The sequence below is a fragment of the Streptomyces sp. ML-6 genome, assembly GCF_030116705.1.
Classification (GTDB): domain Bacteria; phylum Actinomycetota; class Actinomycetes; order Streptomycetales; family Streptomycetaceae; genus Streptomyces.
The window spans coordinates 2,076,431-2,101,032 of sequence record NZ_JAOTIK010000001.1 but is presented as its reverse complement, the minus strand read 5'-3'; the positions used below and the strand labels follow the sequence as shown (position 1 = coordinate 2,101,032).

The following is a 24,602-nucleotide window of genomic DNA, read 5'->3' as shown; positions in this document are numbered from 1 at the left end:
CCCTGCCCGGTACATTCTCCCACCAGGTAAGGACGAACACACAGGCCGGTTAGTTCGCGCCGCGGACGTCGATTTTGCCGTTGCTGCTCCGGGCCCTCACCACATGACGGCTGCTCCCGTCGCGGGGCACGTCCACCGAAACGCGCCCGTTGTCGGCGGAGGCGTCCACGGCGTACTTCGTGGCACCGCCCGGCAGAACGACGTCGATCCCCCCGTTGTCGCTCACGGTGTCCACCCGGTCCGGCACGGAGGCGAACTCCAGCCGGACCCTGCCGTTGTCGGACTGCGCCGAAACGGACGGGGCCGAGACCCGCTCGGCGACGATGCTCCCGTTGTCGCTCTTCAGCTCCAGCGGACCACTGGAGTCCCGGACCGTCACCCTGCCGTTGTCGGAGGTCAGCGAGAGCGGGGTGTCGAAGCCGGACGCGGTGATCCCCCCGTTGTCCCCCTCGACGACCACCCGCACCCCGCGCGGCACCTTCACCCGGTGCTCCGAGGCACAGTCGCTGATCAGGGCGTCGCACTTCACCGCGAGGGTGAGCGTGTCGTCCTCCATGCCCCACCGGGCTTCGGGCCCGTTCCCGAGCATCACCCACCCGTCGACGCGCCGGGTGACCTCGACCTTCCGCACATCGGCCGGGACGAGTTCCACCGACGAGTCGTCGGCACGGATGGTCAACGTCTTCCCGCTCAGTGCGAAGGACTTGTGCTCGGCGGGCGCGTCAGCGACATCCGTACTGCCGCAGCCGGTGAGCACGAGAGCCATGAGCACGGCCCCACCGGACGCGATGAGAGTGCGGGTACGGACTGCCACGATGATCTTCCCCCCAGGGTCGGACGGCCAGGTGCCGCGTGCGCTCCGCCGCGGCAGTTCCACCGTACGAAGCCGCCCGCCCCGGACAGAATGCGGACGGCTACCGTACGAGGGGTGGGGATAACCCCCGCACGGCCCGCCCGCCCGTGCCGCGCCCGGTGCCGCACCCCCCGCCGCCGACGGAAACCGTTTGTGACCGGGGGCCTCGGGCCATGTACGCTGTTCCTTCATCCACGGGTGCGTAGCTCAGGGGTAGAGCGCTGCTCTTACAAAGCAGATGTCGGCGGTTCGAAACCGTCCGCGCCCACCGATGCGAAGGTCCCCGGCCGATCATGGCCGGGGACCTTCCGTGCATGTGCGAGGGGCGTACCGCCTGCACGGGCCGGAACCCGGAGGAATCCCGGTGCCGTCAGGCCCCCTTGGTGTCGGCCGCGGCGTTGTCGTCGACCACGGCCTGCTCGATCGCGGTCCGGACCGCGGTGACGATGGTCGCGGTGTCGGCGCCCTTGCCGAGCTGGCCGGCGAGGGCGGTGATCGCGGCGGTCTGGGCGGCCATCCGCTTGTCCATGGAGCGGATGCGGGCCTGCATGTCCTTCAGGATGGACTGCGGCTGCCACGTGGGGTTGGTCTTGTGGTCCGCCGCGTCCGTCGGGCCGCCGATCGCGTCGGTCTTCCAGACGGCGTCGAAGATGTCGCGCTTGGTGATGCCTGCCATGGGGTCCTCCTCGTTCGGGTTCCAGCTCGCGGGGTGCTTGAGGCGCTCGGCCACGTCGGAACGCAGCTTCGGCATGGTGAAGCCACGGGGGTCGACCTTGTCGTTCGACCACTCCAGGTGGCCGATCACCGACTTCGCCGACCAGCCGTGCGCCCGGCACAACGCGGCCTGCACCCGGACGATCGCGTCGTACTGCGCCTTGGGCCAGGGGTCCTTGCCGTCGCCGAGGTTCTCGCACTCCCAGCCGTAGAACCGGGCGTTGCCGTCGACCCCGTTGGCGTTGCCCTTCGTCGGCGAGGTCGGGCGCGTGCCGTAGGACTCGGCGATGACCTGGTCCAGGACCCGCGGGTCGCCGCCGCCGGCGTGGTTGGCGCGGCCCCAGCCGACCATGTGCACCCGGCCGTCCTTCGCGATCATCCCGTGGCACAGCGGTCCGGGCAGGGACGCGTACCCGTCCCGGACCATGGCCACGGTCGCCGCCGTCCCCTTGGTGACCGTGTGGTGCACGATGCTGCCGTTGACCGGGCCCCAGGGGCCCTTCGAATTCCGGTTGTGCGTGCGCCAGTTGCCGACCTCCACCACGCGGACACCCTCAGCGCGCAGTGCGGACAGCACCCGCGCGGCAGTCATGGGCTGTGCCATGTGTTCCTCCCCTTCAGCCCGAGGTGTACGTGACGTTGCGAACCCCGTCCGCGGGGCGCGTTCGCCGTGCTGTCGATCCGCTCCATCTTCTCCACCCGTGAGTACGGGGCCGCGCCGGTGGTGATCCGCCGCCGTGACCGCGTACTTCATGCCGTTCGTCGGTGTCCGCGCGAACGCGGGCTGCTCCGCGATGACGACCGACCCGTACGGGTTCCATACCCCGGTGAAGGCGGTCGGACTCGGCCGCGGGGTCGAAAACGTGTACAAACCGTCAGCTGCACGAGCACCGGGCCGGGTTCGGCCGTCCCCCGGTCCGGTCCGCGGTCCGGGTTCCCGTCCGGCGGCCGTCCGGTCGGGGTGCGCCGGTCCGCGTACGGCCGTTCATCGGCTTCCGCATAGCCGGGTTGGCTGTTGCCGCAGCCCCAGCACTGCCACCAGCCGCCGGCGGTCTGGCTCATCTGGGCGCCGCATTTGCTGCATCGCATGGTGCCGTCCTCCTCTCCGATGGATGGGTGGTGCTCCGGCCCGGCCGTCGTCCCGTCGGGGGAGGAACGGCCGGGGAGGGGGTCATCAGGGGGTGTCAGGGTGGTGCGGCTCGGGCCGGACCCCGGCGCTGCCCCCGGTGGTGACCCCGGGGCCGATGTCGGGTGCGGTCACGGCTGTTCGGCCCGGTACCGGCGGTGGTGTGCACGGTCCGGGCGTGCGGCGGACGGGTCCACGGGCCGGAAGGACGGCCCCGGTCCCCGGCCGTGGGGCGCGTACGAGGTCCTGCCGGTCGACCTCGTACGCCTTGGTTGTCATCGTCACGGGTAACCCCCCGTTGCGGTCGTCGAGCAATACCGCTGACAGTAGGAACCCTGTGAGCACGCGGCCCACCGATGTACGGAAGTGATCCCACACCGCACTCGCGCGGGTGGACGCGAGGTTCGCACCCTTGACCCCCCGGTCCGATTACAGGACGGCGACGGGGTGTTGTACGTAGGGAAAAGTAGGGGTTTGATCGGGCCGGACCGGGACATCCGTACCGGTGCGCGCGGAAGCCGCGCCCCTCCCGCACGGTGCGGGAGGGGCGCAGAGCGATTCGGGGGCTCGGGGGTTCGAGGGCTCGGTGGTTCGGGAGTTCGGGGGCTCAGGGGTTCGGCTCAGGCGTTGGGACGCTTGCCGTGGTTGGCGTTCTTCTTCTTGCGGGCGCGTCGCTTGTTTCCGCGCTTGGCCATGACGTGTCTCCCTTGTCCGGGATCTTCGTGTTCACGCCAGTTTAGGTTCGGCCTGTGTCCACCGCATCAGCGGTGACGGCAACGGTGACGGCGACGACGGTGACGGTGAGGGTGAGGGCGATGTGACTGCGGGGCGGGTGCGGGGCGGGTGCGGGTGTCGGCTCCCTCTCTCTTTACCCCGCACTCTCTTGTTTCTCCCCCTGCTCGAAGGGCGGGCCGGGCCTGGCCGTAACGTATCTCCGTTCGAACAGGCCCTGTCCCAGGGGGGGGGATCATCCATGTCGTACGGCTACCCGCCGCCACAGCCGGGGCAGCAGCCGCCCTCGCCGCCGTTCCCGTCCGCCCCGGACCCTTCGCAGGGGGCGCCGTATCAGCACTGGCCGCAGCCCGGCCCCGGCGGGTACGGCTACCCGCAGCCGCCGAAGAAGTCCCGGACCGGGCTGATCGTCACGCTCTCCGTGGTGGGCGGTACGGCCGCCCTGCTGGCGCTCGGTGTGCTGATCGCGGTCCTGGGCAGCGACGACTCGCCGTCGGGCGACTCGAAGCGGCCGGTGGCCGAGGCGTCGGACGGCAGGACGCCGGCGAAGGAGGGGGAGGGCACGCCCGCGCCGGACGACGCGTCCGACGCCTCCGCGGAGCCGCCCGCCCGGGAAGGTACGGACGGCACGGGCGACGTGCGGATCACCAGGTGCGCGATCGACTCGTTGACCGAGTGGCCCGACGCGGACGTGGAGATCGTGAACCGCTCCGAGGACCAGGCGTCCTACATCGTGTCCGTGGAGTTCGTGGACGGGGAGGGCACCCGCCGGGCCTCGGGGCTGGCGGCCGCGACCGATCTGGCGGCCGGGCAGAAGGCGGTGGAGAAGGCCCAGGGGCTGGGGAAGGTCCCGGGCAGGATGACCTGCCGGGTCTCGAAGGTGACGCGACTGCCGTCGTCGTAGGGCACGTTCCGGGAGGGGCGGTCGCGCTGGGAGGGCTGAGCTCCGGGGCGGGCGCGCGGCGGCGTCGGCGGGGGCGGTGTTCGAGGGCGGGCGCGGGAGGGCGGTGCCGGGCGTTCGGGGGCTCACCCGCATGGGGGTGCCCGGGTGGTCGCGGGGGAGGGAGCCGCGCAGGGTCGGTTCTGTTCGCCGTCCCGTCACGGCCAAGGAGGTTCCCATGGCTCACTCGGCGCCCACGCCCGGTCAGGTCGGTCCCGCAGCCCCGGAGGACAGCAACCCCTGGGCGGCCGGAGGCACCATGTTCGCCGGTGTCCTGCTCCTCGTGGACGGTGCCTTCGGGGTGATCAAGGGCATCGCCGGTATCGCCTCCGACGAGGTCTACACGCGCATCGGGAGTTACACGTTCGAATTCAGCGTGGCCGCCTGGGGATGGATCCATCTCGTGGTCGGCATCGTGCTCGGATTCGTCGGCTGGGGCATTCTCAGGGGTGCCCTCTGGGCCCGCGCCACGGGTGTGGTGATCGCCGCCATCAACCTGATCGTCAACTTCGTCTGGCTGCCGTACCACCCGGTCTGGGCGGTCATCTCGATCGCCATCGACACGTTCGTGATCTGGGCCCTGTGCACGGACCGTTCGAAGGTGATCGTCTGAGGACGGAGGCTGATCGGGCGGCTGGATCGGGCGGGTGGATCGGTGGGCGGGCCGGGGGTGGATCGGTGGGACGGCGGGGCGTTGTCAGTGGTCCGGTTCACACTGGGGGCATGTGCCGAAGCATCAAGACCCTTCGCCCGCCCGCCCTCCCCGAGGAAGCCACCGAGGAGGAGATCCGCGCCGCCGCCCTGCAGTTCGTGCGCAAGGTGTCCGGCTTCCGCGCCCCGGCCGCGCACAACCAGGAGGTCTTCGACCGGGCCGTCGACGAGATCGCCAGGGCGACCGCCGGACTCCTGGACGGATTGGAGATACGGGGCGGCGTCAGGGCGTCGTAGTGGTCGCCGGGGCGGCCGCGGCGGCTTCCGTGACCGGTCGGCGCATGAGGTACGCGGCCAGGGCGCCCGCCATGAACAGGGCGAGGACGGATATGCCCGTGGCCACCCAGGTCGCGCCGAGCCACTGGCCGCCGAAGTAGCCGAGGCCCACGCTGTAACCAGCCCAGGCCACCCCGGCCAGGGCCGACCAGGGCAGGAATTCCTTGACGTCGCGATGCGCGGCGCCCGCGCCCAGGGAGACCACCGAGCGTCCGGCCGGGGCGAAGCGGGCGATGATGACGAGGATGCCGCCGCGGGAGAGGGCCGTGCCGAGGCGTTCCTGCGCGGACGTGAGACGGCGGGAGCGGGCGATGGCCCGGTCCAGGCGCGCCCCGCCGCGCCAGGCCAGCCGGTACGCGACGAGGTCGCCGAGCACCGAGGCACTGGCCGCGCAGAGGATCAGGGCGAGGAGCGAGGGCACCTGGGGCACCTGCTCGGCCGCGCCCGCCGCGGAGGCGGCGCCCGCGACCGTCGTCGAACCGGCGGCGGCGGCCGTGGCGGCGGTGATCACCAGCACGCCGCTGGGCAGTACGGGCAGAAAGACGTCCAGGAGCACCGAGAGGGCCACCACGACGTAGATCCATGGGCTGCCGGTCAGCGCACCCACACTCTCAAGCACCTACTACTCCCCGATTCGGAACAACGCCGCGACGTCGCGGGGGAGCGGCAGGAGCGGCAGGGTCGGCTGCACAGCGTACGCCTGCCGTTTATCCGGTGATCGATAAAATACGGATGATGTTGGGAACCTCACGTACACCCGTAAATGGGAAGCCTCGGTTCCGGGCGCATATCCGGATGTACGTGAGGAACGGGTCCTTCTGCCGAGTCTTCGGCCAGTCCTTCTGCCGGGCCTTCGGTCAATCCTTCCGCCGGGCCCTCGGCGGGTTCTGAGGCGACCCCGGGGCGGGTCCTGCGGCGGTCCCGGTGACGGGGTCCGACGGGGGTGGCGGTCGCAGGGAAGGGGAGCGGCCTGCGACGGGCCGGTCAGCCGCGGGTGGAGCCGGTTCACGAGGGGCGGCGACTGGCTTGCCCGTCGGTCCCGGGGCGGGCCCCGGTCCCTGTGGGCGGGGGCCCGGTCCCTGTGGGCGGGGGCCCGGTCCCTGTGGGCGGGAGGGGCCCCGGGCGGATCAGACCGTGACGGCCGAGGTCTTTTCGCGGGCCTCGGCGTTGCCGCTCTCCGCACCGCGCCGGCTGAACAGCTGGTCCAGGGCCAGGGCGCCGGGGCCGGTGAAGATCAGCAGGAAGAACGCCCAGCAGAAGATGGCGGCGGGCTCGCCGTTGTTCTCGATCGGGAGCAGCGCCTCGGGCTGGTGGACCTTGAAATAGGCGTACGCCATGGAGCCGGAGGCGATCAGGGCCGCGACGCGGGTGCCGAGGCCGAGCATCACCAGGATGCCGCCGACGAGCTGGATGACCGCCGCGTACCAGCCGGGCCAGGTGCCGACGGACACCGAGTGGGTGCCGCCGAAGAGGCCGAAGAGCGACGAGGCGCCGTGGCAGGCGAAGAGCAGGCCGATGACTATTCGGAACAGGCAGAGGACATAGGGCTGAGCCTGGTTCAGGCGTGCGTTCATGGGGGGCGTGCTCCTTCGGTCTGGTGGGGACGTGAACCGATTGAGTGGCACAGATTAGGGAAACCTCACCAATGCTTGCAACTTCAACATCCTGCAAGTGGCCGAAAATCGTCATGTGCTCGTCGGCCAGCCCGTGAGGTGCTACCGCCTTCATCTGCGGTCCTTGGTGTGACGGCTTGGCCTGAACCAATGGCGGCGTAACTTTCCGGCCACCGGTGAGGAATGTCATGGTCCGGCGGCCGGGGCGCGGGGCGGGTGCGGCCGGGGTGCGATCGGGGTGCGGCGGACCGGCTTCGGGGCGTCGGATCGCCGATGTGCCGGGGCGGGGCGAAGCGGAATCCGGTCCGGGGTGCGCCGGGGGCGGTTCGCGGGCGGGCGGGGGCAGGTCAGCCGCGCGATGGGGGACGCGGAGCGCGGCCGGGCGTCGCGAAAGGGGGCCGTCGGCGCCGGGACGGCCGCGGGGGAGCACATCGCCCGCCGGTGCACATACCGCCGCCGGGGTGCGTGGGGGCCGGGGCGCTCCGGTGCGGGGGTGCCGGCGGGGCCGGGCGTCACCGACCGGTCGGGCTCGGGGTGCGGCGGGGCCCGCGCGTGGTTCCGGGCCGTGTTTCCGGCGTCGGGCGCCGACCGCGGCCGGGCGACGGGGTGCCGGCGCCTCGCGTGTCCACCACGCGTCGCCGTACTCGGCCGAAAACACTCCGTGTTCTCGGGGGTCGTATCCGGCGCCGCCGGGCGTCATGGGAGCGCTCCGCGTCCCGCGCGCATGCATGCGTGTACGGAGTCACAGAGGCGCGTACGGGGTTCTGCGCGCACGCGCGTACGGAGCCGCGCGGGGTGCGCGGCTCCGTACGGGTGGGGCCGGGGCGGCGGCCTCCCGCCGGTGCGGCGAGGGCGGTGAGGACGACGGCGTGTGTCCTCGTCTCCGTCGCCCGGGTCAGCAGTTGTTGAGGATGCCCTGCAGGGCGCTCTTCTCCGCCGAGTCGACCTTCAGGTCGTAGTAGTGCTTCACGTGCACCCAGGCCCGCGCGTACGTGCACAGGTACGAGGTGCGCGGGGGCAGCCAGTCGGCCGGGTCCTTGTCGCCCTTGGACTGGTTGACGTTGTCCGTGACCGCGATGAGCTGCGGACGCGTCAGGTCGTTGGCGAACGCCTGCCGTCGGGCGGTGGTCCAGCTGCTGGCGCCCGACCGCCAGGCCTCGGCGAGCGGGACCATGTGGTCGATGTCCAGGTCGGACGCGGCGGTCCAGGTGGCACCGTCGTACTCCGAGTACCAGTTGCCGCTGACGGCCGCGCAGCTGGAACTCTGCTCCACGTTCGTGCCGTCGCGTTCGAGCACGACCTCACGGGTGTTGCAGGTGCCCGACTGGGTGATCCAGTGGGGGAACTTGTCGCGGCTGTAGCCGGAGGACGAACCCTCGGGGGAGACGGTCAGGTCGCCGAGGTACGAGCGGGCGGTCGAGGCGGAGACCGGAGTGGGCATGGCCGCCTGGGCGGTGGGGGCGGTGAGCAGTGCGGAGGTTGCGGCGAAGGCGGCGGATGCGGCGACGACGGCGAGACGACGCGCGTAGACACCTGACATGCGAACTCCCTTGATGTGGGGGGAACTTGGACGGGTGACCGGTGGGGCCCGGTCATCGTGACGGCGCCAGGTTTCCGTGGGGTGGGCACCAGGTAACAGGGTGGCGACATGGGCACGTCACATCAAGGGTTCTGGCCAACCTGGTTGGAGCAGAGGGGCGTACGTCCACATCTGCGCGGGCGCACGTACCGTCCGGCGGGCTGACGCGACGCCAGGCGGACGGTTGTGAAGGCCGGTTCGCGACGGCGGTCCGGCGCGGGCCGGCCGTAGGGTTGTGGGGTGCTGCTACCGGTCGATGTCACGCTCGGGGTGGTTCTCGCCCTGCTGCTCGCGGCGGCTGCCGGGGTCGCGGCCCTGGCCTCGCTCGGCCGGTCGCGCGAGATCCTGCTGGCCGGGCTGCGGGCGGCGGTCCAACTCGCCGCGGTCTCCCTGCTGATCGGCTGGGTGGTCCACGCGCTGCCGCCGCTGCTCGCGTTCGTGGCACTGATGTACGCCGTGGCGGTACGGACCGCGGGGCGCCGGATCACCCGCAACCGCACCTGGTGGTGGGCGGCCCTGCCGATCGCGGTGGGGGTCGTGCCCGTGGTCGCCCTGCTGCTGCTCACCGGACTGCTCCCGGTCCGGGGCATCGCCCTGATCCCGGTGACCGGCATCCTGATCGGCGGCGCGCTGACCGCGACCGTGCTCGGTGGGAGGCGGGCGCTGGACGAGCTGACGGGCCGGCGCGGCGAGGTGGAGGCGGGCATGGCGCTCGGGCTGCTCGACCGGGACGCGCGGCTGGAGATCGCCCGGCCCGCGGCGTCGGACGCGCTGCTGCCGGGGCTCGATCAGACCCGGACGGTGGGGCTCGTCACCCTGCCAGGAGCCTTCGTGGGCATGCTGCTCGGCGGCGCCTCACCGGTGCAGGCGGGGGCGGTGCAGCTGTTCGTACTGGTGGCGTTGATGGCCGTGCAGGCGGCGGCCGTCGCGACGGTGCTCGAACTGGTGGCGCGGGGGCGGCTGCACCGGGAGGAGTGAGCCCGCCGGGGCGGGGTGGAGCGGGGCGCGGTGGAGGGTCGGGCACCGGGGCGGAAGTCGGCGCGGCCGACGGGCCCGGCCCGCGGTGGTGGTGCGCGGGCGCGGTCCGGGGCGGGTTATCGCGCGTCGATGTGCAGGCGGATCGATCCGTCGGCCGCCGCCTCCACCCGTATCTGCGTCAGGTCCTCGACATGGACGTCGGGGGAGAGGGTCGCGGCGCGCGGGCCGACGCCGAGGACGCGCATGCCCGCCGCACGGCCGGCCGCGATGCCCGCCTCCGAGTCCTCGAGGACGACGCAGTCCGCCGGGGCGAAGCCCAGTTCGGCCGCTCCCTTGAGGAAGCCCTCGGGGTCCGGCTTGCTGGCGCCCACGTTCTCGGCGGTGACGCGGACGGCCGGGATGCGCAGGCCGGCCGCGTTCATCCGGGTCCGGGCCAGGGCCGCGTCGGCCGAGGTGACCAGGGCGTGCGGGAGCGCGGCGATCGCGTCCATGAAGGCGGGCGCACCGCCGACCGGGACGACGCCGTCGGTGTCGGCGGTCTCCTCGGCGAGCATGGCGCGGTTGTCCGCGTGGTTCTGCTCCATCGGGCGGTCCGGGAGGAGCACCGCCATCGTGGCGTAGCCCTGCCGCCCGTGGACCACCTTCAGTACCGCCTCCGGGTCCAGCCCCTCGCGCAGCGCCCAGCGCCGCCAGCAGCGCTCCACCACGGCGTCGGAGTTCACCAGGGTGCCGTCCATGTCGAGGAGGAGGGCGCGGGCGGTGAGGACGGTGGCCGGCATGGGCGGGCTCCAGGGTGCGGGGATGCGCGAACGCGGAAACGAGGTGCGGAAACGCGGAGAAGCTGGGAGGGAAGAAGGGGCAAGCAGCCTCGCCCGCCGGTCAGGGGTGGCGGGCGGAGGCTACTTTGTTCCATCACGATACAAAAACCTGTCGGGGAAAGCCAATCCCTCCCGGACCGGGATGCCGGGACCGGGGCCGGGGCCGGGACCAGGGCCGGAGTCAGGGTCGAGGCGTCAGGAGTTCCCCCGGCCCGTCGTGTCCGCCTCCAGGGCGCGGCGCGTGTGGGGGCCGTACACCCCCGGAGGGTCGCCCTTGACCGGCTTGTGCCGCTGGTAGATGTTCACGGCGTACTCGACCCGGTCCGTGTAGGTGCCGTCGGCCGCATCGGCGTAGAGCCGGAGCTCGGCCAGGCGGTGTTGCAGCTCGGTCACCGCGGGCCCCTGGTCGCCGCGGCGCAGCGTGGCTCCGGTCAGTGAGGGGGGCGGGGTGTCCGTGGCCGTGGGGTTCGCGGACTTCGAGGGCGTGGTGGACGGGGCGGTGGGCGGCCGGGAGGCGGTGGTGGACGCGGAAGGGGACGGCGAGGCGCTCGACGGGGCCGGGGCGGACGGCGTCGCGGGGGCCGGTGCGGAGGAGGGCGGGGCCGGCGCGGGGGCCGGTGCCGACTCCTCCGGCGGGAGGGTCGCCTCGGGAAGGCTCGCCACCGTGCTCGGCAGGGCCTGTTCGCGGTCGGTGTCCCCGCTGCCGCCGCCGAGGAGCCCGCTCGCGAAGGTCGCCGTGCCCACCACGGCGATCGCGACCGCGCCCATCGCGGCCACCGCGAAGGGGCTGCGCCGCCGGCCGGCCTCCTCGGAGTGCGCGCCGGTGGTGACCGGGGCGGTGGGGGCGGACGCGGAAAGCGCGGAAGGGGGTACGAAGGGCGAGTCGAGGGCCGTGGTGTCGGACATCCCGGACGAACCGGCGGCGGCCGATGACGGACCTGCCATGGGGCCCGTCGCCGGACCCGCCCCCGGACCTGTCACCGGACCCGTCGTCGCACCCGCCCCTGGACCTGTCACCGGCCCCGCCACCGGGCCCAGCCGGAGCGGCATCGTCGCGTCCGCTTCCTCGCAGGGTCCGGGTCCATGCGGCTCGCGCGGGCCCCGGGGCTCCTCGGGGGCGGCCGGCGACGGGTCGTTCCCCAGTGTCACGTACGGCCGTATGCGCAGCGGGTCGAAGTCCTCCGCCGCCGCCCTCTCCGCCTCCTCGGCCGCCGACCGCTCGGCCCGCTGCCGCTCGGCGGCCCGGTACTGCGCCTCGTACCGCTCGGACGTCGTCCCGGGGGTTGCTCCAGAGGTTGCTCCGGGCGTCGGCCCGTACCGCTCGGGCGTCCGCCGTCCGCAGATGCAGCCGGTGCCCGGGGCGGCCCCCCGGCCGGCCTCGGGGCTTCCGCCCGGTCCGTCGTCCGTACCGCACTCCGGGCATATGTGTCCGGTCATCGTGGTGGGCCCCTCCCCGTCGAATGCCCTGCGATTATGCAATCCGCAGCCGGGATGCCCAATGCCGTACCGAAATGCGACACCTGGCACCAGGGCGAAACACGACACCGTCCGGAGAGCGGTCGTCACCGCTTCGGCAGGCCATAACGGGGCGGAACGTCCAGGATGGGGATGTAGCGGACCCGAGGAGACGTTCCATGGCCCAGCAATCGAGCCCCCCGACCCCGGCCCCCGCCCCGATACCCGGTGAGGGCCGCTCCACGCGGTCGGTCCTCGTGGCCATCGGCGCGCTGCTCCTCGGCATGCTGCTGGCCGCACTCGACCAGACCATCGTCTCGACCGCGCTGCCGACCATCGTCAGCGATCTCGGCGGACTGGAGCACCTCTCCTGGGTGGTCACCGCCTACCTGCTGGCCTCGACCGCCGCGACCCCGCTCTGGGGCAAGCTCGGCGACCAGTACGGGCGCAAGAAGCTCTTCCAGACCGCGATCGTCATCTTCCTCATCGGCTCGGCGCTCTGCGGCGTCGCCCAGAACATGCCGCAGCTCATCGGCTTCCGGGCCCTTCAGGGCCTCGGCGGCGGCGGACTCATGGTGCTCTCGATGGCGATCGTCGGCGACCTCGTCGCCCCCCGCGAGCGGGGCAAGTACCAGGGGCTGTTCGGTGCGGTCTTCGGCACCACGAGCGTCCTGGGACCGCTCCTCGGCGGGTTCTTCACCGAGCACCTCAGCTGGCGGTGGGTCTTCTACATCAACCTGCCGATCGGTGTCGTGGCGCTCCTGGTGATCGCCGCCGCGCTGCACATCCCGGTCCACCGCACGAAGCACACCATCGACTACCTCGGCACCTTCCTCATCGCCTCCGTCGCCACCTGCCTCGTCCTCGTCGCCTCGCTCGGCGGCACCACCTGGGCCTGGGGCTCTGCGCAGATCATCGGCCTCACCGTCCTGAGCGTGCTGCTGCTGGTCGCCTTCGTGGGCGTGGAGCGCCGCGCGGCCGAACCGGTCCTCCCGCCGAAGCTCTTCCGGATCAGGACCTTCTCGCTCGTCGCCGTCATCAGCTTCGTCGTCGGGTTCGCGATGTTCGGCGCGATGACCTACCTGCCGACCTTCCTCCAGGTGGTGCACGGGATCACGCCGACGATGTCCGGCGTGCACATGCTCCCGATGGTGTTCGGTCTGCTCCTCACCTCCACCGCCTCCGGGCAGGTCGTCAGCCGCACCGGCCGCTGGAAGGTCTTCCCGATCGCGGGCACCGGCATCACCGTGATCGGGCTCCTGCTCCTGCACCGGCTCACCGAGACCAGCGGCACCTGGCAGATGAGCGCCTACTTCTTCGTCTTCGGTGCCGGGCTCGGCCTGGTGATGCAGGTCCTGGTGCTGGTCGCGCAGAACGCCGTCACGTACCAGGACCTCGGCGTCGCCACCTCCGGGGCCACCTTCTTCCGTTCCATCGGCGCCTCGTTCGGCGTCGCCGTCTTCGGCACGGTCTTCACCAACCGGCTCACCGACGAACTGACCGCCGCGCTCGCCGGCCGGCCGCTGCCACCCGGGGCCGACGCGGAAGGGCTGGCCGCCGACCCGCGCGCCATCGGACAGCTGCCGCCCGCCCTGCGGCCGGAGGTGCTCCACGCGTACTCGACCTCGATCACGGACGTGTTCCTGTACGCGGCCCCCGTCGTGCTGATCGCCTTCGTCTTCGCCTGGTTCCTCAAGGAGGACAAGCTGCGCGGCTCGGTGACCGCCCCCGACTCCACCGAGACCCTGGCGTCGAACCCGGTCGAGCGGTCCTCCTACGACGAATGCGCCCGCGCCCTGTCGGTGCTCGCCACCCGCGAGGGCCGCCGCGAGATCTACGTGAAGATCACCGAGCGGGCGGGTTACGACCTGCTGCCCGCGGCGAGCTGGATGCTGCTGCGCGTCAAACGGCACGGCACGGTCGAACCCGCCGTGCTCGCCGACACCACCCCCGTGCCGCTACGGGCGATCAACGAGGCCGTGCGCCAGCTGGAGGAACGCGGACTGGTCCGGCGCGAGGGCGTGCAACTGGTGCTCACCGAGGCCGGCGAGGAGGTGGTGGTGAGGCTCGCGGAGGCCCGGGAGGCGTCGATGGCCGAGCTGCTGGGCGACTGGTGGGGGCCGGACTGCCCGTCCGACCTGGTCGATCTCGTGGCGGAACTGACCTCCGAGATGAGCGGGTCGAGCAGGGAACGGCCGCACGGCCCCGAACCGCAACGGGACCACGCGGCTCGAACGGGACCGGGCCGTACATCGGACCGCACATAGGACCGTCCGCCGGCCCGCGCACTGGATCACCCGGGGGACCGCGCGTCGAAGCCGTACGTCGGACCGTACGGCCGGGGCTCCTACAGCTCCGGCAGGTCCTTCGAGAACCAGTGCTCCGCGTACTGCCGCCGGTGGAACGCCGGGACCTCCCGGTAGCCGTGCTTGGCGTAGAGCCCCCGGGCCTCGACCAGGTCGCTGCGGGTGTCGAGCCTGAGCGTGCGTACGCCGAGGGCGCGCGCCGCGTCCTCGACCGCCGCCATGAGCAGCGCGCCGCCGCCCGTGCCGCGGTACTCGGGGCGCACGAACACCCGGGTCAGTTCCGCGACGCCGGCGTCCACCACCAGCAGACCGGCGCAGGCGGCGGGCCTGCCCCCGAACCGGCCGACGACGAACTCGCCGGTGGGCGGTACGAGCAGTTCGGCACCGTCGTCGGTGAGCCCCTCGTCGATCTCCTCGGCGGTCGCGGGCCGCCCCCAGTAGCGGCTGGCGACCTCGTCGTAGTAGTCGCGCCGCAGCAGCGCGGAGTCCGGCGAGTCGAACGCCTCGGGGGCCGAGGTCCAGGTCGGGCCGGCTGGGTCGGTCGTGCTGGTCGGGCCAGTTGTGCCGGTCGTACCGGTGGTGCCAGTCATGCCGGTCATTCTGGGCGCGCGCGATCAAGCGGGCGAACGAATTCCCGGTTCGCCCGGCCGGCCCGTCCTCACCCCAGTGGCGCCACCGGCCGCCGCCCCCGGGACCGTCGCACCAGCAGCACCGCCACGACGACCGCCGCCAGTACGACCCCGAGCAGCGCCAGCACCCAGGCGGGGATGCCGGCCACGGTCAGCAGCCGGTCCGTGTACACCACGGTCCGGTACGGGGTGTCGGCGTCGGCCGCGCGCAGCTCGTGGTCGCCGTCGATCCGCTCCGGGCGCGGGAACGACTGCTCGATCGCGGTGAGGAACACCGGCTTCCCGCCGGTCATCGCGGCCAGCGCGTCCGCGCCGCCGGGCTCCGACGCGGGGTCGATCCGGCCCGCGTACGTGACCTCCGGCGCGTCGCCGCCGATCGGGCCGATCGGCTCCATCCGGTGCGCGGCGAGGACGTACAGGTCCAGTTCCTGCGGCGTCGGGGCGAGCTTCGACAAGCGCATCGGGTAGACCAGCCGATCGCTGGCGAAGCGCAGTCGCAGCGGTTCGAGGCTGCCGGTGAGCGGCTTTCCCTTCTCGCGGGGAGCGAGCCGCACCGCGACGTACTCCCACTTCTGCTCGACATAGGGCTCCAGCGCCGTCGCCAGCCGGTCGGGGAGCTCGAACCCGTTGTCCTCCAGCCAGTTCTGGAGCGCCTCGGGGTCGGTCGCCGCCAGTCGTGCCACGTCGAACGGGCCGAGCCGCTCCCGGCCGACCACCGAGACCGCCGGGGCCCCGGCGGCGGGCGCCCCGGCCCTGTCACCGGTCGAGGAGTCGAACGGCCAGTCGTCGGAGCGCGGCCAGAAGTAGTGCCGATCCTCGTACACCGGGGCGGTGAGGGCGGAGAGTTCGGAGAAGAGGTCCGGGTCGCCGAGCTCCACGCTCGCACGGTGCGGCACCGGCATGATCCAGGCGGCCTCGGGGGAGTCGCCCCGGACCGTGAGACGCATGACGATCTGCTCGGTACGGCCGTCCCAGGCCACCACCGACGTCTCCCGGTCGACCGAGACCCGGCTCTCGTCCCTCGGGACCATCGCCCCGCAGCCGCACGCGTACGCCGGGTCGATCAGCGAGCCGAGCTGCAGCGACACCAGCAACAACAGCAACGACAGTGCCCGCACCGCCCATGCGCGCCGTCCGCCCCGCGGACGCGGCTTCCCCTCCGAGCCCCGCACCTGCATGCGCCGCTTTCCTCCCCCGTACGCCGACGAACACGGGTGAGGACGTGCGAGAGGTGATTCCGGTTCCGGTACCGGTGCCGGTGCGGGTGCCGGTTCCCGTTCAGATTCCGGTTCCGGGCCCGGTGTTGATATCGGTCGCATGTCCAAGCATGTGGAAGTTATTTCGAATAAAAGCGGCATGGCGGGCAGATGAAGAGAAGGCGGATTGGGTCTATCTCATGCGGTAATGCGAAGGTTTCACAGCGCGCCCGGGTCGAGCGGCGGGCACAGGACCGGCGGGAGGATCGGCGCAGCGTGGCGAATGCGGAGCAGGGTGTGCGCACAGGCGCGGCGACGGCGACGGGTACGGGAACGGCGGCGGGTACCGGGGCGGTTCGAGCCCTGCTCTGGCTGGTCGTGGCGGCACTGGCTGTACGGCAGATGGCGGGGGTGCTGAGACGGCCGCCGGGCGAACGGCTCACCGGCCTGGAGATCTGGATCGGGGAGAACGGCGTCCTGCGCCTGCCGGGATCGCTCTACGACAGCGACCGGTTCACCGGCACCCCGTTCGCCGGGCTGGTTCTGAAGCCCCTGGCCAGAACCGCGGAACAGAGCCTGGGCGTCGTCTGGACCTTCGGTTCGCTGCTGCTCGTCGCGGTCCTGGGCGTCGTCGTGGCCCGTGCCCTGCCGGGGCCGGTCTCCCGCCGCACCGCCCTGCTGGCCGCCCCCGTCGCGATCAGTCTGCTGATGCTCTCCCTGCCGGTCCGCAACGCGCTGCACCTGGGGCAGACCAGCATCCTGCCGGTCCTGCTGGTGCTGCTGGGTTTCTTCGTGGTCCGCGGGGAACGCGCCCCGGGTGTGCTGATCGGTCTGGCGGCGGCGCTCCAGCCGACCGTGCTGCTCTTCGCCGCCCTGCTGTGGTTCACCGGGCGCCGCCGGGCGGCGAGGGCCGGCGGCGGCACGTTCGTCGTCTGCACGGCGCTGACCTGGGCCGTGCTGCCGGGCGATTCGTGGACGTACTGGGTGCACCACGTCGCGGGGGCCGGGCTCGGCGACGACGCGGCCGACCTGGCCAACCAGTCCATGCACGGCGCGCTGCTCCGGTTCGGGCTCACGGGCCCGCTCGAAATCGCGCTGCTCGTGGTGCTGGCGGGCGCCGTCTGCCGGGTCGGGCTGCGCCGCGCCGTGCGGTACGCGCGGGACGGGCAGCTGCTGCTCGCCGTCGCCGTGACCGGCTGCGTCGCCGTCGCCGTCTCACCGACCGCCTGGCAGCACCAGCTGCTGTGGGTGCTGCTCGCCGCGGTCGGACGGGTCGGCGGGCGGGCCGCCGACCGGCCGGTCTGGCCCGTGGTCGTGGTCCTCGTCATCACCTTGCCGGGAAAGACGCTGCTGCCGAACATGGCGGCCCTCTTCCCCCTGCGCGACAACGTACTGCTGCTCGCCGCGATCGCCGCGGCCTGCGCGGTGCCGTTCCTGCCGCGCGCCTCGGAGCACTGGCAGCACCCGGTCCCCACCCGGTACGCGGCCCCCGCCCCCGCCCGGTGGAGCCGGATTCCGCTGCTGCCGTTCCGGCGGCGGGTGTCCAGCCGGCCCAACCTGCTGCTGGAACTGCTCCTGATCAGGGTCGTGTACTCCGCGTACTCGCACGTCAGGCTCGCGGCGACGGCCGGTCGCGGCACCGCCGAACGCCACGGCCGCCGGATCCACGCCCTCGAGCAGTGGCTGCACATCGACATCGAACACGGGATCAACCACGCGGTCGTGAAGATCGGCTGGCTGAGGGACTTCTTCGACCACTACTACACGACGTTCCACTTCATCGTGCCGCTGACGATCCTCGGTGTGCTCCACGTGCGGCGCCCCGCGGACTATCGCTGGGCCCGCAGCGCGATCGGTTTCGCCACCGTTCTCGCCCTGCTCGGCTTCTGGCTCTACCCGCTCGCCCCGCCGCGCCTGATGCCGGGTCTCGGCTTCATCGACACGGTGAACGGTGTCCAGGACTTCGCGAAGCCGGACTACGGAACGCTGACCTCGATGACCAACCAGTACGCGGCGATGCCCTCGCTGCACTTCGGCTGGTCGCTCTGGTGCGGCGTGATCGTCGTCGTGCTGGCCCCGAAGGCGTGGATGAAGGCGTTGGGGCTGCTGCACCCGCTGTTCACGGTCTCCGCGATCGTCGCCACGGCCAACCACTGGGTGCTGGACGCGGTGGGAGGCGCGGTCGTGGTCTCGCTCGGCTTCGGGCTGACCCACGTCCTGTCGGGGCCGCGGGCAGCGGCGGAAGCGGGGCAGGACGCACCGCGGAACGAACTGGAGGAGCGGGGTGCACCGGGCGCGACGGGTCGGACGGCATCGGTCCCGGCACCGGGACCGGCGACGGCGGACGCGACAGCCGACGCGGGGGCAGGCAGACGGAGCTGAGTGGAATCCACGAAGGGCCGAAGGGGTGTCAGGACGAACGCATCGTTCTGACACCCCTTCGGCGTGGATCGCCGCCTGACCAGGATCCGCCCATTTGTGCCGGTCCGCCACTCGAACAGCTCAGGAGGGGGCCGCGCCCAGGGCCCAGGTGGCGAGGGAGAGCGTGGCCATGGAGACCACCGTCGAGGCCACCACGGCGTTTCGGGCCGGGCGGATGTCCAGGCCGTACTGCTGGGAGTAGATGAAGGCGTTCTGGGCGGTCGGCAGCGCGGAGCAGAGGACGACGGCCAGCAGTTGGTGTTCCGGCAGGTGCAGCAGCGGGCCGCCGACGGCGAAGGCGATCAGGGGCTGGGCCAGTGTCTTGAGCGCCACCGTCACGACGACCTCGGCCCGCTCGACGCGCTTCGTGCGCGTCGGGTGTCCCGGGGCTGCCCGGTGTTCAGCGCGCGTCGGGCGTTCCGTGTCCTTCGCGAGCGCGGGGTGCCGCGCGGGGTCCGTCGAACCGGCCTCGGGCGGGCGGGAGTTCAGGGAAAGGCCCAGGGTGATCAGGGCCGTCGGCACGGCGGCGGCGCCGAGCAGGTCGCAGGAGTGGGCGAGGGCGTACGGCAGCCGCAGCCCGAGCGCGGAGACGGCCACGCCGAGCAACGAGGCCATGATGATGGGGTTGCGGACCGGCATCGCCAGCATCCGCCGCAGCACGACGGCCCTCCCGGACCTCGCGCCGCCCCCGGTACCGGCCTCCTTCCTCGCGCCCGTACCCGTACCCGCTTTCGTCCCCGAGTCCAGCAGCGTCAGGATCACGGGCGAGACCAACAGCACCTGGAACAGGATGATCTGGGCGACGAACGAGGCGTCGCCGAGGACCTGGACCGCCACCGGGATGCCGAGGTTGGCGGAGTTGACGTAGCCCGACGTCATGCTGCCGATCGCCCGGTCCGCGGTGCCCCGGCCGAAGAGCCGGCCGGCCACCAGGAAGCCGAGCCCGCAGACCAGCGCGGTGCCCGCCGCGAAGGCCACCATCGAGGGGTTGGCGAAGGAGTCGAGCCGTGCCCCGGAGACCATGGTGAACAGGGCCGCGGGCATGGCCACGTGGAAGACGAACCGGCCGAGCACGGCCTCCGCCTGCCCGCCCAGCAGGCCGCTGCGGCCGACCGCGTAACCGATGGCGGTCAGCGTCCAGATGGGGGCGAAGGCGGAGAGCAGGGCGGGCATGCCCGCCATGATCCTCGCGTCGTCGTGCGGCTCCCGTACGGGGGTTCGGCCGAGGGGCGGGCGGTGTCACGACGGACGGTGGGGTGCGGGCGGTGTGCACGACGGGCGGCGGGGGCCGGGCATGGGAGAAGCGGCCCCCGCCGCCCGAAGTCACCCGGAGCGCTCAGCTCCGTTCCCGTTCCCGTTCCCGTTCCCGGCACCGGCACCGGCACCAGTACCGGCACCGGAACCGACGCCGACCTGGAGTTGCTTGATCCCGTTGAGCCATGCCGAGCGCAGCCGCCGCGGATCGTCGAGCAGCCGCAGGTCCGGCAGCGTGTCGGCGATCGCGTTGAAGATCAGGTCGATCTCCAGCACGGCCAGGGACTTGCCCAGGCAGAAGTGCGGCCCGCCACCGCCGAACCCGAGATGGGGGTTGGGGTCGCGGAGGATGTCGAAGGTCTCCGGGTTCTCGAAGACCTCGGGGTCGTTGTTGGCCGAGGAGTAGAAGAGCCCGACCCGCTGCCCCTTTCTGATCAACTGCCCGCCCAGTTCGACGTCCTGGGTGGCGGTCCGTTGGAAGGAGACCACGGGAGTGGCCCAGCGGACGATCTCCTCGGCGGTCGTGGCCGGCCGTTCGCGCTTGTAGAGCTCCCACTGGTCGGGGTGGGTGAGGAAGGCGTGCATGCCGTGGCTGATGGCGTTGCGGGTGGTCTCGTTGCCGGCCACGGCGAGCAGGATCACGAAGAAGCCGAACTCGTCGGAGGAGAGGTTCCCCTTGCCCTCCGCGGCGACCAGCTGGGAGACGATGTCACCGGCCGGGCACTCCTTGCGGGCTGCCGCCAGGTTCATCGAGTACGAGACGAGCTCCATGGCCGCCTCGGTGCCGACCTCCTCGGTGATCGCGTACTCGGGATCGTCGTACGCGGCCATCTTGTTGGACCAGTCGAAGATCTTGGACCGGTCCTCCTGCGGTACGCCGATGAGTTCCGCGATGGCCTGGAGCGGCAGTTCGACGGCGACGCGGGTGACGAAGTCGAACGAGCCCTCGGCGTCGGCGGCGGCGCGCGCGGCCGTCACGATCGAACGGGCCCGGTCGTGCAGGGTCTGCTGCAGGCTGCGCACCGCCCGCGGCGTGAAGCCCCGCTGGATGATCTGGCGGACCCGGGTGTGCTCGGGCGGGTCCATGTTCAGCATGATCAGCTTCTGGACCTCGATCTGGTCGCGGGTGATCGATTCGTTGAAGCGGATGACCGCGGTGTTGGTGTTCGAGGAGAACAGCTCGGGGTGGGTGGAGACGTACTTGACGTCGGCGTGCCGGGTGACGGCCCAGTAGCCCTCGTCGTCGAAACCGGAGACACCGGCAGGCTGGGCGCACCACCAGACCGGTGCGGTCTGCCGCATCTGTGCGAACTCCGGGTGCGGGACGCGGGATTGGAGCAGGTCGGGGTCGGTGAAGTCGAACCCTTCGGGCAGATGGGGGCAGGGCATCGGCAACTCCAGGTCGGTCCGAGAGCCGCCCGAGCACTGTCTGACGACCCATCAGAAGTTGTCCGAAAGGTAGTAACGAGTTCTACAACTGGCAAGAGGGAGTGGCCGATTCGTGGCGTGAAGACCCCATGGGGCGGGTGTGGAACGGGCGTTGGTGATGTGCAAGACCCTTGCACACCCGGGGTGACCTTCGTGAGACTGCCCGTAGAACTAGAACGCGTACTAGTTTCACTCCGCGGGTGCCGGGACGCCTCTGCGGACGTGTGAGGAGAGGACGAGCTCATGGCCGCGGAACCCGTCATCGTCGAAGCCGTACGCACCCCCATCGGCAAGCGCCAGGGGGCGCTCGCCAATCTGCATCCCGGCTATCTGCTGGGCGAGACCTACCGAGAACTCCTCGGCCGCACCGGCATCCAGGCCGACTGCGTCGAGCAGATCGTCGGCGGCACCGTCACCCACGCCGGCGAACAGTCCATGAACCCGGCCCGCAACGCCTGGCTCGCCGTGGGGCTTCCGTACGAGACCGCCGCCACCACCGTGGACTGCCAGTGCGGTTCCTCGCAGCAGGCCTCGCACATGGTCGCCAACATGGTCGCGGCCGGTGTCATCGACGTCGGCATCAGCTGCGGCGTCGAGGCCATGTCGCGGGTGCCGCTGGGCAGCGGTTCCAAGCACGGGCCGGGCAAGCCCTGGCCCGACGAGTGGAACGTGGACCTGCCCAACCAGTTCGAGGCCGCCGAGCGCATCGCCCGCCGGCGCGGGCTGACCCGGCAGGACGTCGACGAGTTCGGCCTGCTCTCGCAGGAGCGGGCCGCCGTCGCCTGGGCCGAGGAACGCTTCAAGCGGGAGACGTACGCGGTCCAGGTGCCGACCACCGAGGAGGAACAGGCGGCCGGGCAGGGCATGTGGCGCCTGGTCGACCGGGACGAGGGCCTGCGCGACACCACGATGGAGGGGCTCGGCCGGCTCAAACCGGTCATGCCCACCGCGATCCACACCGCGGGCAACTCCTCGCAGATATCCGACGGCGCCTGCGCGATCATGTGGGCGTCCAAACGGATGGCGCGCGCGCTCAAGCTCAAACCGCGCGCCCGCATCGTCGCCCAGGCGTTGGTCGGCGCGGACCCGCACTTCCACCTCGACGGGCCGATCGACGCGACCCGCGCGGTGCTGGGCAGGGCCGGGATGTCGCTCAAGGACATCGACGTCGTCGAGATCAATGAGGCCTTCGCCTCGGTGGTGCTGAGCTGGGCCCGGGTGTTCGAGCGGGACCTCGACGGGCTCGCGAAGGTCAACGTCAACGGCGGGGCCATCGCGCTCGGCCACCCGGTGGGGGCCACCGGGGCCCGGCTGATCACCACGGCGCTGCACGAACTGGAGCGCCGCGACAAGGAGTTCGCGCTGGTCACGATGTGCGCCGGCGGTGCGCTCGCGACGGGAACGATCATCCAGCGGCTGTGACCTCGTGGCCGTACAGCGGCTGCGAACCCGACGACCGTACTGCGACGCACCTGGCAACACCACCGGCCCGGGGTGTACTTGGCGACACCCCGGGCCGGGGCCCACGCCGATGTCCGCGACGAACGCGGCCCCATAGCGTCGTCGTCATGGACAACGAGACCAGCCCCACGAACCGTCGGACCCGGCAGGGGCGGCGCCGCGTCGCACGACGGGCGACGGCCGCCGCCGCCGCGATGGTCCTCGCGACGCTCGGCACCGCCCCGGCCCTCGCCCAGCAGCCCTCCGGCGCACCGGACCCGACGCGTCCGCACGCCGCGGCGCACGGCAGGGGAACCCTCCTGGGCGTGACCCCCGTGGCCGCCCTCGACCGGGCCGCCGTCACCGGTTTCCTCGCCTCGGCCGGCCTGGACACCGGCACCGTCCGCCACGGCCTGCGGGCCTACCGCCTCACCTACCGCACCGTCACCCCGCAGGGCGCGCCCACCACCGCCACCGGGCTCCTGGTCCTCCCCGAGGGCGGCCCCCGCAGGCTGGACCTGGTCTCCGACACCCACGGAACGATGGCCCACCGCGACTACGCGCCCTCCGTCGGCGAGGGCTTCGGCCGCTTCGCCCCCTACCTCCACGCCTCGGCGGGCCGGGCCGTCGCCGCCCCCGACTACCTGGGCCTCGGCAAGGGGCCGGGCCGTCACCCGTACATGGACACCAGGTCCGCCGTCACCGCCTCGGTCGACATGCTGCGGGCCTCCCGCACCGTCGCGCGCCAACTGCACCGCCCGCTCACCGGCGACGTGTACGCCAGCGGCTTCTCCCAGGGCGGCCAGGTGGCGATGGCCCTGGGCCGGGCCCTCGACAGGGGCGTGGACCGGCACTTCAGGCTCCGGGCCCTCGCCCCGGTCTCCGGCCCCTACGACATCGAGCACGCGGAGACGCCCGCCCTGTTCGACGGCCGGGTCAACGACACCAGTGCCGTCTTCTACATGACGTACTACCTCACCGCGCAGAGCCGGCTGCACCCGCTCTACAAGGGCACCTCAGAGGCGTTCCGGAAGCCGTACGCGGACATCGTCGACCGGCTCTTCGACACCCACCACACCGAGGAGGAGATCATCCCGGCGCTCCCCGCGACCCTGAAGGAGCTGCTCACCGACGACTACTACCGCCAGGTGCGGCATCCCACCGGCGGGCTGCTGGCCGCGGCGCGCGCCCAGGACGGCAACTGCGACTGGAAGCCGGACGTCCCGGTACGGCTGCACTCCTCGTCCGGCGACACCGACGTCCCGATCGCCAACGCCCGCAACTGCGCCGCCGATCTGGCCTCGCACGGCGTCCGGGCCCCGGTCGTGGACCAGGGCGAGGTCGACCACAACGGCACGTACATGAAGGCGGGCCCGCAGATCGTCCGCTGGTTCGACGAACTCGCCGGGCGGCACTGACGGAACGGGCCGCACCGACGAGGTGGGGCGGCATCGCCCGCATCGACGGTACCGACGAGGTGGGGGCGGTACCGCCGAGGAGGGGGGCGGTACCCACGATGCGTCGATGCGGGGTGGCCCCGGCCGGGGCCACCCCGCATCGACGGTGGGTGCTCAGTGTGGGTGTTCAGTGCGGCGAAGGCGGACGGCGTCCTGCTCCGCCGCCGGGATCAGTACCAGCCGTTGGACTGCCAGAAGGCCCAGGCGTCGCACGGGCTGCCGTAACGGGACTTCATGTAGTCCACGCCCCACTTGATCTGGGTCGTGGGGTTGGTCCGCCAGTCGGAGCCGGCCGAGGCCATCTTCGAGCCGGGCAGGGCCTGGACGAGACCGTAGGCGCCGGAGGAGGCGTTGGTCGCGGTGTGGTTCCAGTTGCTCTCGTGCTGGACGATGTTGCTGAAGCACTGGAACTGCGCGGCGTCACCGATCAGCGCCCGCGCCGTGGCCTGCGCACCTGTCGGGGCGGCTGTGGCCGGGGAGACGCCGAGGGCGACACCGGTGGCACCCAGGAGTACGGCGGCGCCGGCGACGGCGGACGTGCGACGGGCGGTGCGGGGCAGGGCGAGGATGTTGCGGGCGAACGACACGGGAGTCCTGACGTCGGGTACGGGGGAAGTCGCGCGCCGGTCCGGAGCACGTGGCCGTGCGGGTGGACCGGGGTTCGTCGACCGGGGTC

Annotated in this window: 21 protein-coding genes and 1 tRNA gene; 9 read left to right on the top strand and 13 right to left on the bottom strand. The window is 72.1% G+C overall.

Translation table 11 applies throughout. From position 1 onward, the window contains the following. Window positions 1–49: 49 nt before the first annotated feature. Window positions 50–766 (bottom strand): DUF4097 family beta strand repeat-containing protein, encoded by a 717-nt coding sequence (locus tag OCT49_RS09270; protein WP_283855730.1) that lies wholly within the window; start codon window positions 764–766, stop codon window positions 50–52. Between the two features lie 283 nt (window positions 767–1,049). Between OCT49_RS09270 and OCT49_RS09265 the strand changes: the two genes are divergently transcribed. After that, window positions 1,050–1,121: transfer RNA gene (locus OCT49_RS09265), tRNA-Val, on the top strand. Window positions 1,122–1,223: 102 nt separating this feature from the next. On the opposite strand, the gene OCT49_RS09260 is transcribed toward OCT49_RS09265, so the two are convergent. After that, window positions 1,224–2,171 carry an N-acetylmuramoyl-L-alanine amidase gene (locus OCT49_RS09260; RefSeq protein ID WP_283851411.1) on the bottom strand — a complete coding sequence of 316 codons (948 nt, stop codon included), beginning with the start codon at window positions 2,169–2,171 and terminating at the stop codon, window positions 1,224–1,226. Between the two features lie 1,142 nt (window positions 2,172–3,313). Further along, a complete protein-coding gene (locus OCT49_RS40055) occupies window positions 3,314–3,388 on the bottom strand; it encodes a 50S ribosomal protein bL37 (RefSeq protein WP_015034725.1) in 75 nt (24 codons plus the stop codon). A 278-nt stretch (window positions 3,389–3,666) separates the two neighbouring features. Between OCT49_RS40055 and OCT49_RS09255 the strand changes: the two genes are divergently transcribed. The 3 genes from OCT49_RS09255 to OCT49_RS09245 all read left to right on the top strand — a co-directional run bounded on the left by OCT49_RS09255 (window position 3,667) and on the right by OCT49_RS09245 (window position 5,313). Further along, window positions 3,667–4,329: a hypothetical protein gene (locus OCT49_RS09255; protein WP_283851410.1), complete on the top strand. Its 663-nt coding sequence runs from the start codon at window positions 3,667–3,669 to the stop codon at window positions 4,327–4,329. Between the two features lie 214 nt (window positions 4,330–4,543). Continuing rightward, entirely contained in the window at window positions 4,544–4,978 is a 435-nt protein-coding gene (locus OCT49_RS09250; protein ID WP_283851409.1) for a DUF7144 family membrane protein, read from the top strand. Window positions 4,979–5,088: 110 nt separating this feature from the next. After that, the gene (locus OCT49_RS09245; RefSeq protein ID WP_283851408.1) at window positions 5,089–5,313 is read left to right on the top strand and encodes a DUF2277 domain-containing protein; all 225 of its coding nucleotides are present in this window, start codon (window positions 5,089–5,091) and stop codon (window positions 5,311–5,313) included. On the opposite strand, the gene OCT49_RS09240 is transcribed toward OCT49_RS09245, so the two are convergent. From OCT49_RS09240 to OCT49_RS09230, 3 genes are all read right to left on the bottom strand, one after another. Then, window positions 5,300–5,971, bottom strand: a complete 672-nt coding sequence (locus tag OCT49_RS09240; protein WP_283851407.1) for a DedA family protein — start codon at window positions 5,969–5,971, stop codon at window positions 5,300–5,302. The genes OCT49_RS09245 and OCT49_RS09240 overlap by 14 nt on opposite strands. A 508-nt stretch (window positions 5,972–6,479) precedes the next feature. Next, on the bottom strand, window positions 6,480–6,926 hold the full coding sequence (locus OCT49_RS09235) for a DoxX family protein (protein WP_283851406.1): 447 nt from the start codon (window positions 6,924–6,926) through the stop codon (window positions 6,480–6,482). A 934-nt stretch (window positions 6,927–7,860) separates the two neighbouring features. Beyond that, entirely contained in the window at window positions 7,861–8,505 is a 645-nt protein-coding gene (locus OCT49_RS09230; protein WP_283851405.1) for an HNH endonuclease family protein, read from the bottom strand. Window positions 8,506–8,784: 279 nt separating this feature from the next. Here OCT49_RS09230 and OCT49_RS09225 point away from each other — a divergent pair, with 279 nt between their 5' ends. Then, window positions 8,785–9,522, top strand: coding sequence for an ABC transporter permease (locus tag OCT49_RS09225; RefSeq protein ID WP_283851404.1), 738 nt, complete (start codon window positions 8,785–8,787; stop codon window positions 9,520–9,522). A gap of 116 nt (window positions 9,523–9,638) precedes the next feature. Here the strand turns inward: OCT49_RS09225 and OCT49_RS09220 are convergent, their stop codons facing one another. Continuing rightward, entirely contained in the window at window positions 9,639–10,301 is a 663-nt protein-coding gene (locus OCT49_RS09220; RefSeq protein ID WP_283851403.1) for an HAD-IA family hydrolase, read from the bottom strand. Between the two features lie 234 nt (window positions 10,302–10,535). Then, window positions 10,536–11,777, bottom strand: coding sequence for a peptidoglycan-binding protein (locus OCT49_RS09215; RefSeq protein ID WP_283851402.1), 1,242 nt, complete (start codon window positions 11,775–11,777; stop codon window positions 10,536–10,538). Between the two features lie 197 nt (window positions 11,778–11,974). On the opposite strand from OCT49_RS09215, the gene OCT49_RS09210 reads away from it, so the two are divergent. After that, window positions 11,975–14,062 carry an MFS transporter gene (locus tag OCT49_RS09210; protein WP_283851401.1) on the top strand — a complete coding sequence of 696 codons (2,088 nt, stop codon included), beginning with the start codon at window positions 11,975–11,977 and terminating at the stop codon, window positions 14,060–14,062. 80 nt (window positions 14,063–14,142) lie between these two features. Here the strand turns inward: OCT49_RS09210 and OCT49_RS09205 are convergent, their stop codons facing one another. Together OCT49_RS09205 and OCT49_RS09200 are read right to left on the bottom strand one after the other, a co-directional pair. Continuing rightward, entirely contained in the window at window positions 14,143–14,691 is a 549-nt protein-coding gene (locus tag OCT49_RS09205) for a GNAT family N-acetyltransferase (RefSeq protein WP_283851400.1), read from the bottom strand. Window positions 14,692–14,759: 68 nt separating this feature from the next. Beyond that, window positions 14,760–15,824 (bottom strand): DUF2330 domain-containing protein, encoded by a 1,065-nt coding sequence (locus OCT49_RS09200; RefSeq protein ID WP_283855729.1) that lies wholly within the window; start codon window positions 15,822–15,824, stop codon window positions 14,760–14,762. Window positions 15,825–16,289: 465 nt separating this feature from the next. Here OCT49_RS09200 and OCT49_RS09195 point away from each other — a divergent pair, with 465 nt between their 5' ends. Continuing rightward, window positions 16,290–18,308: a bifunctional glycosyltransferase 87/phosphatase PAP2 family protein gene (locus OCT49_RS09195; RefSeq protein WP_283855728.1), complete on the top strand. Its 2,019-nt coding sequence runs from the start codon at window positions 16,290–16,292 to the stop codon at window positions 18,306–18,308. A gap of 120 nt (window positions 18,309–18,428) precedes the next feature. Here OCT49_RS09195 and OCT49_RS09190 read toward each other — a convergent pair whose 3' ends face one another. Both OCT49_RS09190 and OCT49_RS09185 read right to left on the bottom strand, forming a co-directional pair. Beyond that, complete coding sequence (locus OCT49_RS09190; RefSeq protein ID WP_283851399.1) at window positions 18,429–19,520, bottom strand: AEC family transporter; 1,092 nt, start codon at window positions 19,518–19,520, stop codon at window positions 18,429–18,431. Window positions 19,521–19,670: 150 nt separating this feature from the next. Then, window positions 19,671–20,990 (bottom strand): cytochrome P450, encoded by a 1,320-nt coding sequence (locus OCT49_RS09185; RefSeq protein WP_283851398.1) that lies wholly within the window; start codon window positions 20,988–20,990, stop codon window positions 19,671–19,673. A 282-nt stretch (window positions 20,991–21,272) separates the two neighbouring features. Between OCT49_RS09185 and OCT49_RS09180 the strand changes: the two genes are divergently transcribed. Both OCT49_RS09180 and OCT49_RS09175 read left to right on the top strand, forming a co-directional pair. After that, entirely contained in the window at window positions 21,273–22,451 is a 1,179-nt protein-coding gene (locus tag OCT49_RS09180; RefSeq protein WP_283851397.1) for a steroid 3-ketoacyl-CoA thiolase, read from the top strand. 146 nt (window positions 22,452–22,597) lie between these two features. Then, entirely contained in the window at window positions 22,598–23,887 is a 1,290-nt protein-coding gene (locus OCT49_RS09175) for an alpha/beta hydrolase (RefSeq protein WP_283851396.1), read from the top strand. Window positions 23,888–24,096: 209 nt separating this feature from the next. Here the strand turns inward: OCT49_RS09175 and OCT49_RS09170 are convergent, their stop codons facing one another. After that, complete coding sequence (locus tag OCT49_RS09170) at window positions 24,097–24,513, bottom strand: aggregation-promoting factor C-terminal-like domain-containing protein (protein WP_283851395.1); 417 nt, start codon at window positions 24,511–24,513, stop codon at window positions 24,097–24,099. Between the last annotated feature and the right edge of the window lie 89 nt (window positions 24,514–24,602).

Coding starts and splice junctions, on each gene's coding strand:
- OCT49_RS09220 (WP_283851403.1), bottom strand. CDS start 10,301: ATGCCGGCCACCGTCCTCACCGCCCGCGCCCTCCTCCTCGACATGGAC.
- OCT49_RS09185 (WP_283851398.1), bottom strand. CDS start 20,990: ATGCCCTGCCCCCATCTGCCCGAAGGGTTCGACTTCACCGACCCCGAC.
- OCT49_RS09255 (WP_283851410.1), top strand. CDS start 3,667: ATGTCGTACGGCTACCCGCCGCCACAGCCGGGGCAGCAGCCGCCCTCG.
- OCT49_RS09210 (WP_283851401.1), top strand. CDS start 11,975: ATGGCCCAGCAATCGAGCCCCCCGACCCCGGCCCCCGCCCCGATACCC.
- OCT49_RS09235 (WP_283851406.1), bottom strand. CDS start 6,926: ATGAACGCACGCCTGAACCAGGCTCAGCCCTATGTCCTCTGCCTGTTC.
- OCT49_RS09190 (WP_283851399.1), bottom strand. CDS start 19,520: ATGCCCGCCCTGCTCTCCGCCTTCGCCCCCATCTGGACGCTGACCGCC.
- OCT49_RS09205 (WP_283851400.1), bottom strand. CDS start 14,691: ATGACTGGCACCACCGGTACGACCGGCACAACTGGCCCGACCAGCACG.
- OCT49_RS09175 (WP_283851396.1), top strand. CDS start 22,598: ATGGACAACGAGACCAGCCCCACGAACCGTCGGACCCGGCAGGGGCGG.
- OCT49_RS09180 (WP_283851397.1), top strand. CDS start 21,273: ATGGCCGCGGAACCCGTCATCGTCGAAGCCGTACGCACCCCCATCGGC.
- OCT49_RS09230 (WP_283851405.1), bottom strand. CDS start 8,505: ATGTCAGGTGTCTACGCGCGTCGTCTCGCCGTCGTCGCCGCATCCGCC.
- OCT49_RS09245 (WP_283851408.1), top strand. CDS start 5,089: ATGTGCCGAAGCATCAAGACCCTTCGCCCGCCCGCCCTCCCCGAGGAA.
- OCT49_RS09250 (WP_283851409.1), top strand. CDS start 4,544: ATGGCTCACTCGGCGCCCACGCCCGGTCAGGTCGGTCCCGCAGCCCCG.
- OCT49_RS09260 (WP_283851411.1), bottom strand. CDS start 2,171: ATGGCACAGCCCATGACTGCCGCGCGGGTGCTGTCCGCACTGCGCGCT.
- OCT49_RS09215 (WP_283851402.1), bottom strand. CDS start 11,777: ATGACCGGACACATATGCCCGGAGTGCGGTACGGACGACGGACCGGGC.
- OCT49_RS09270 (WP_283855730.1), bottom strand. CDS start 766: ATGGCTCTCGTGCTCACCGGCTGCGGCAGTACGGATGTCGCTGACGCG.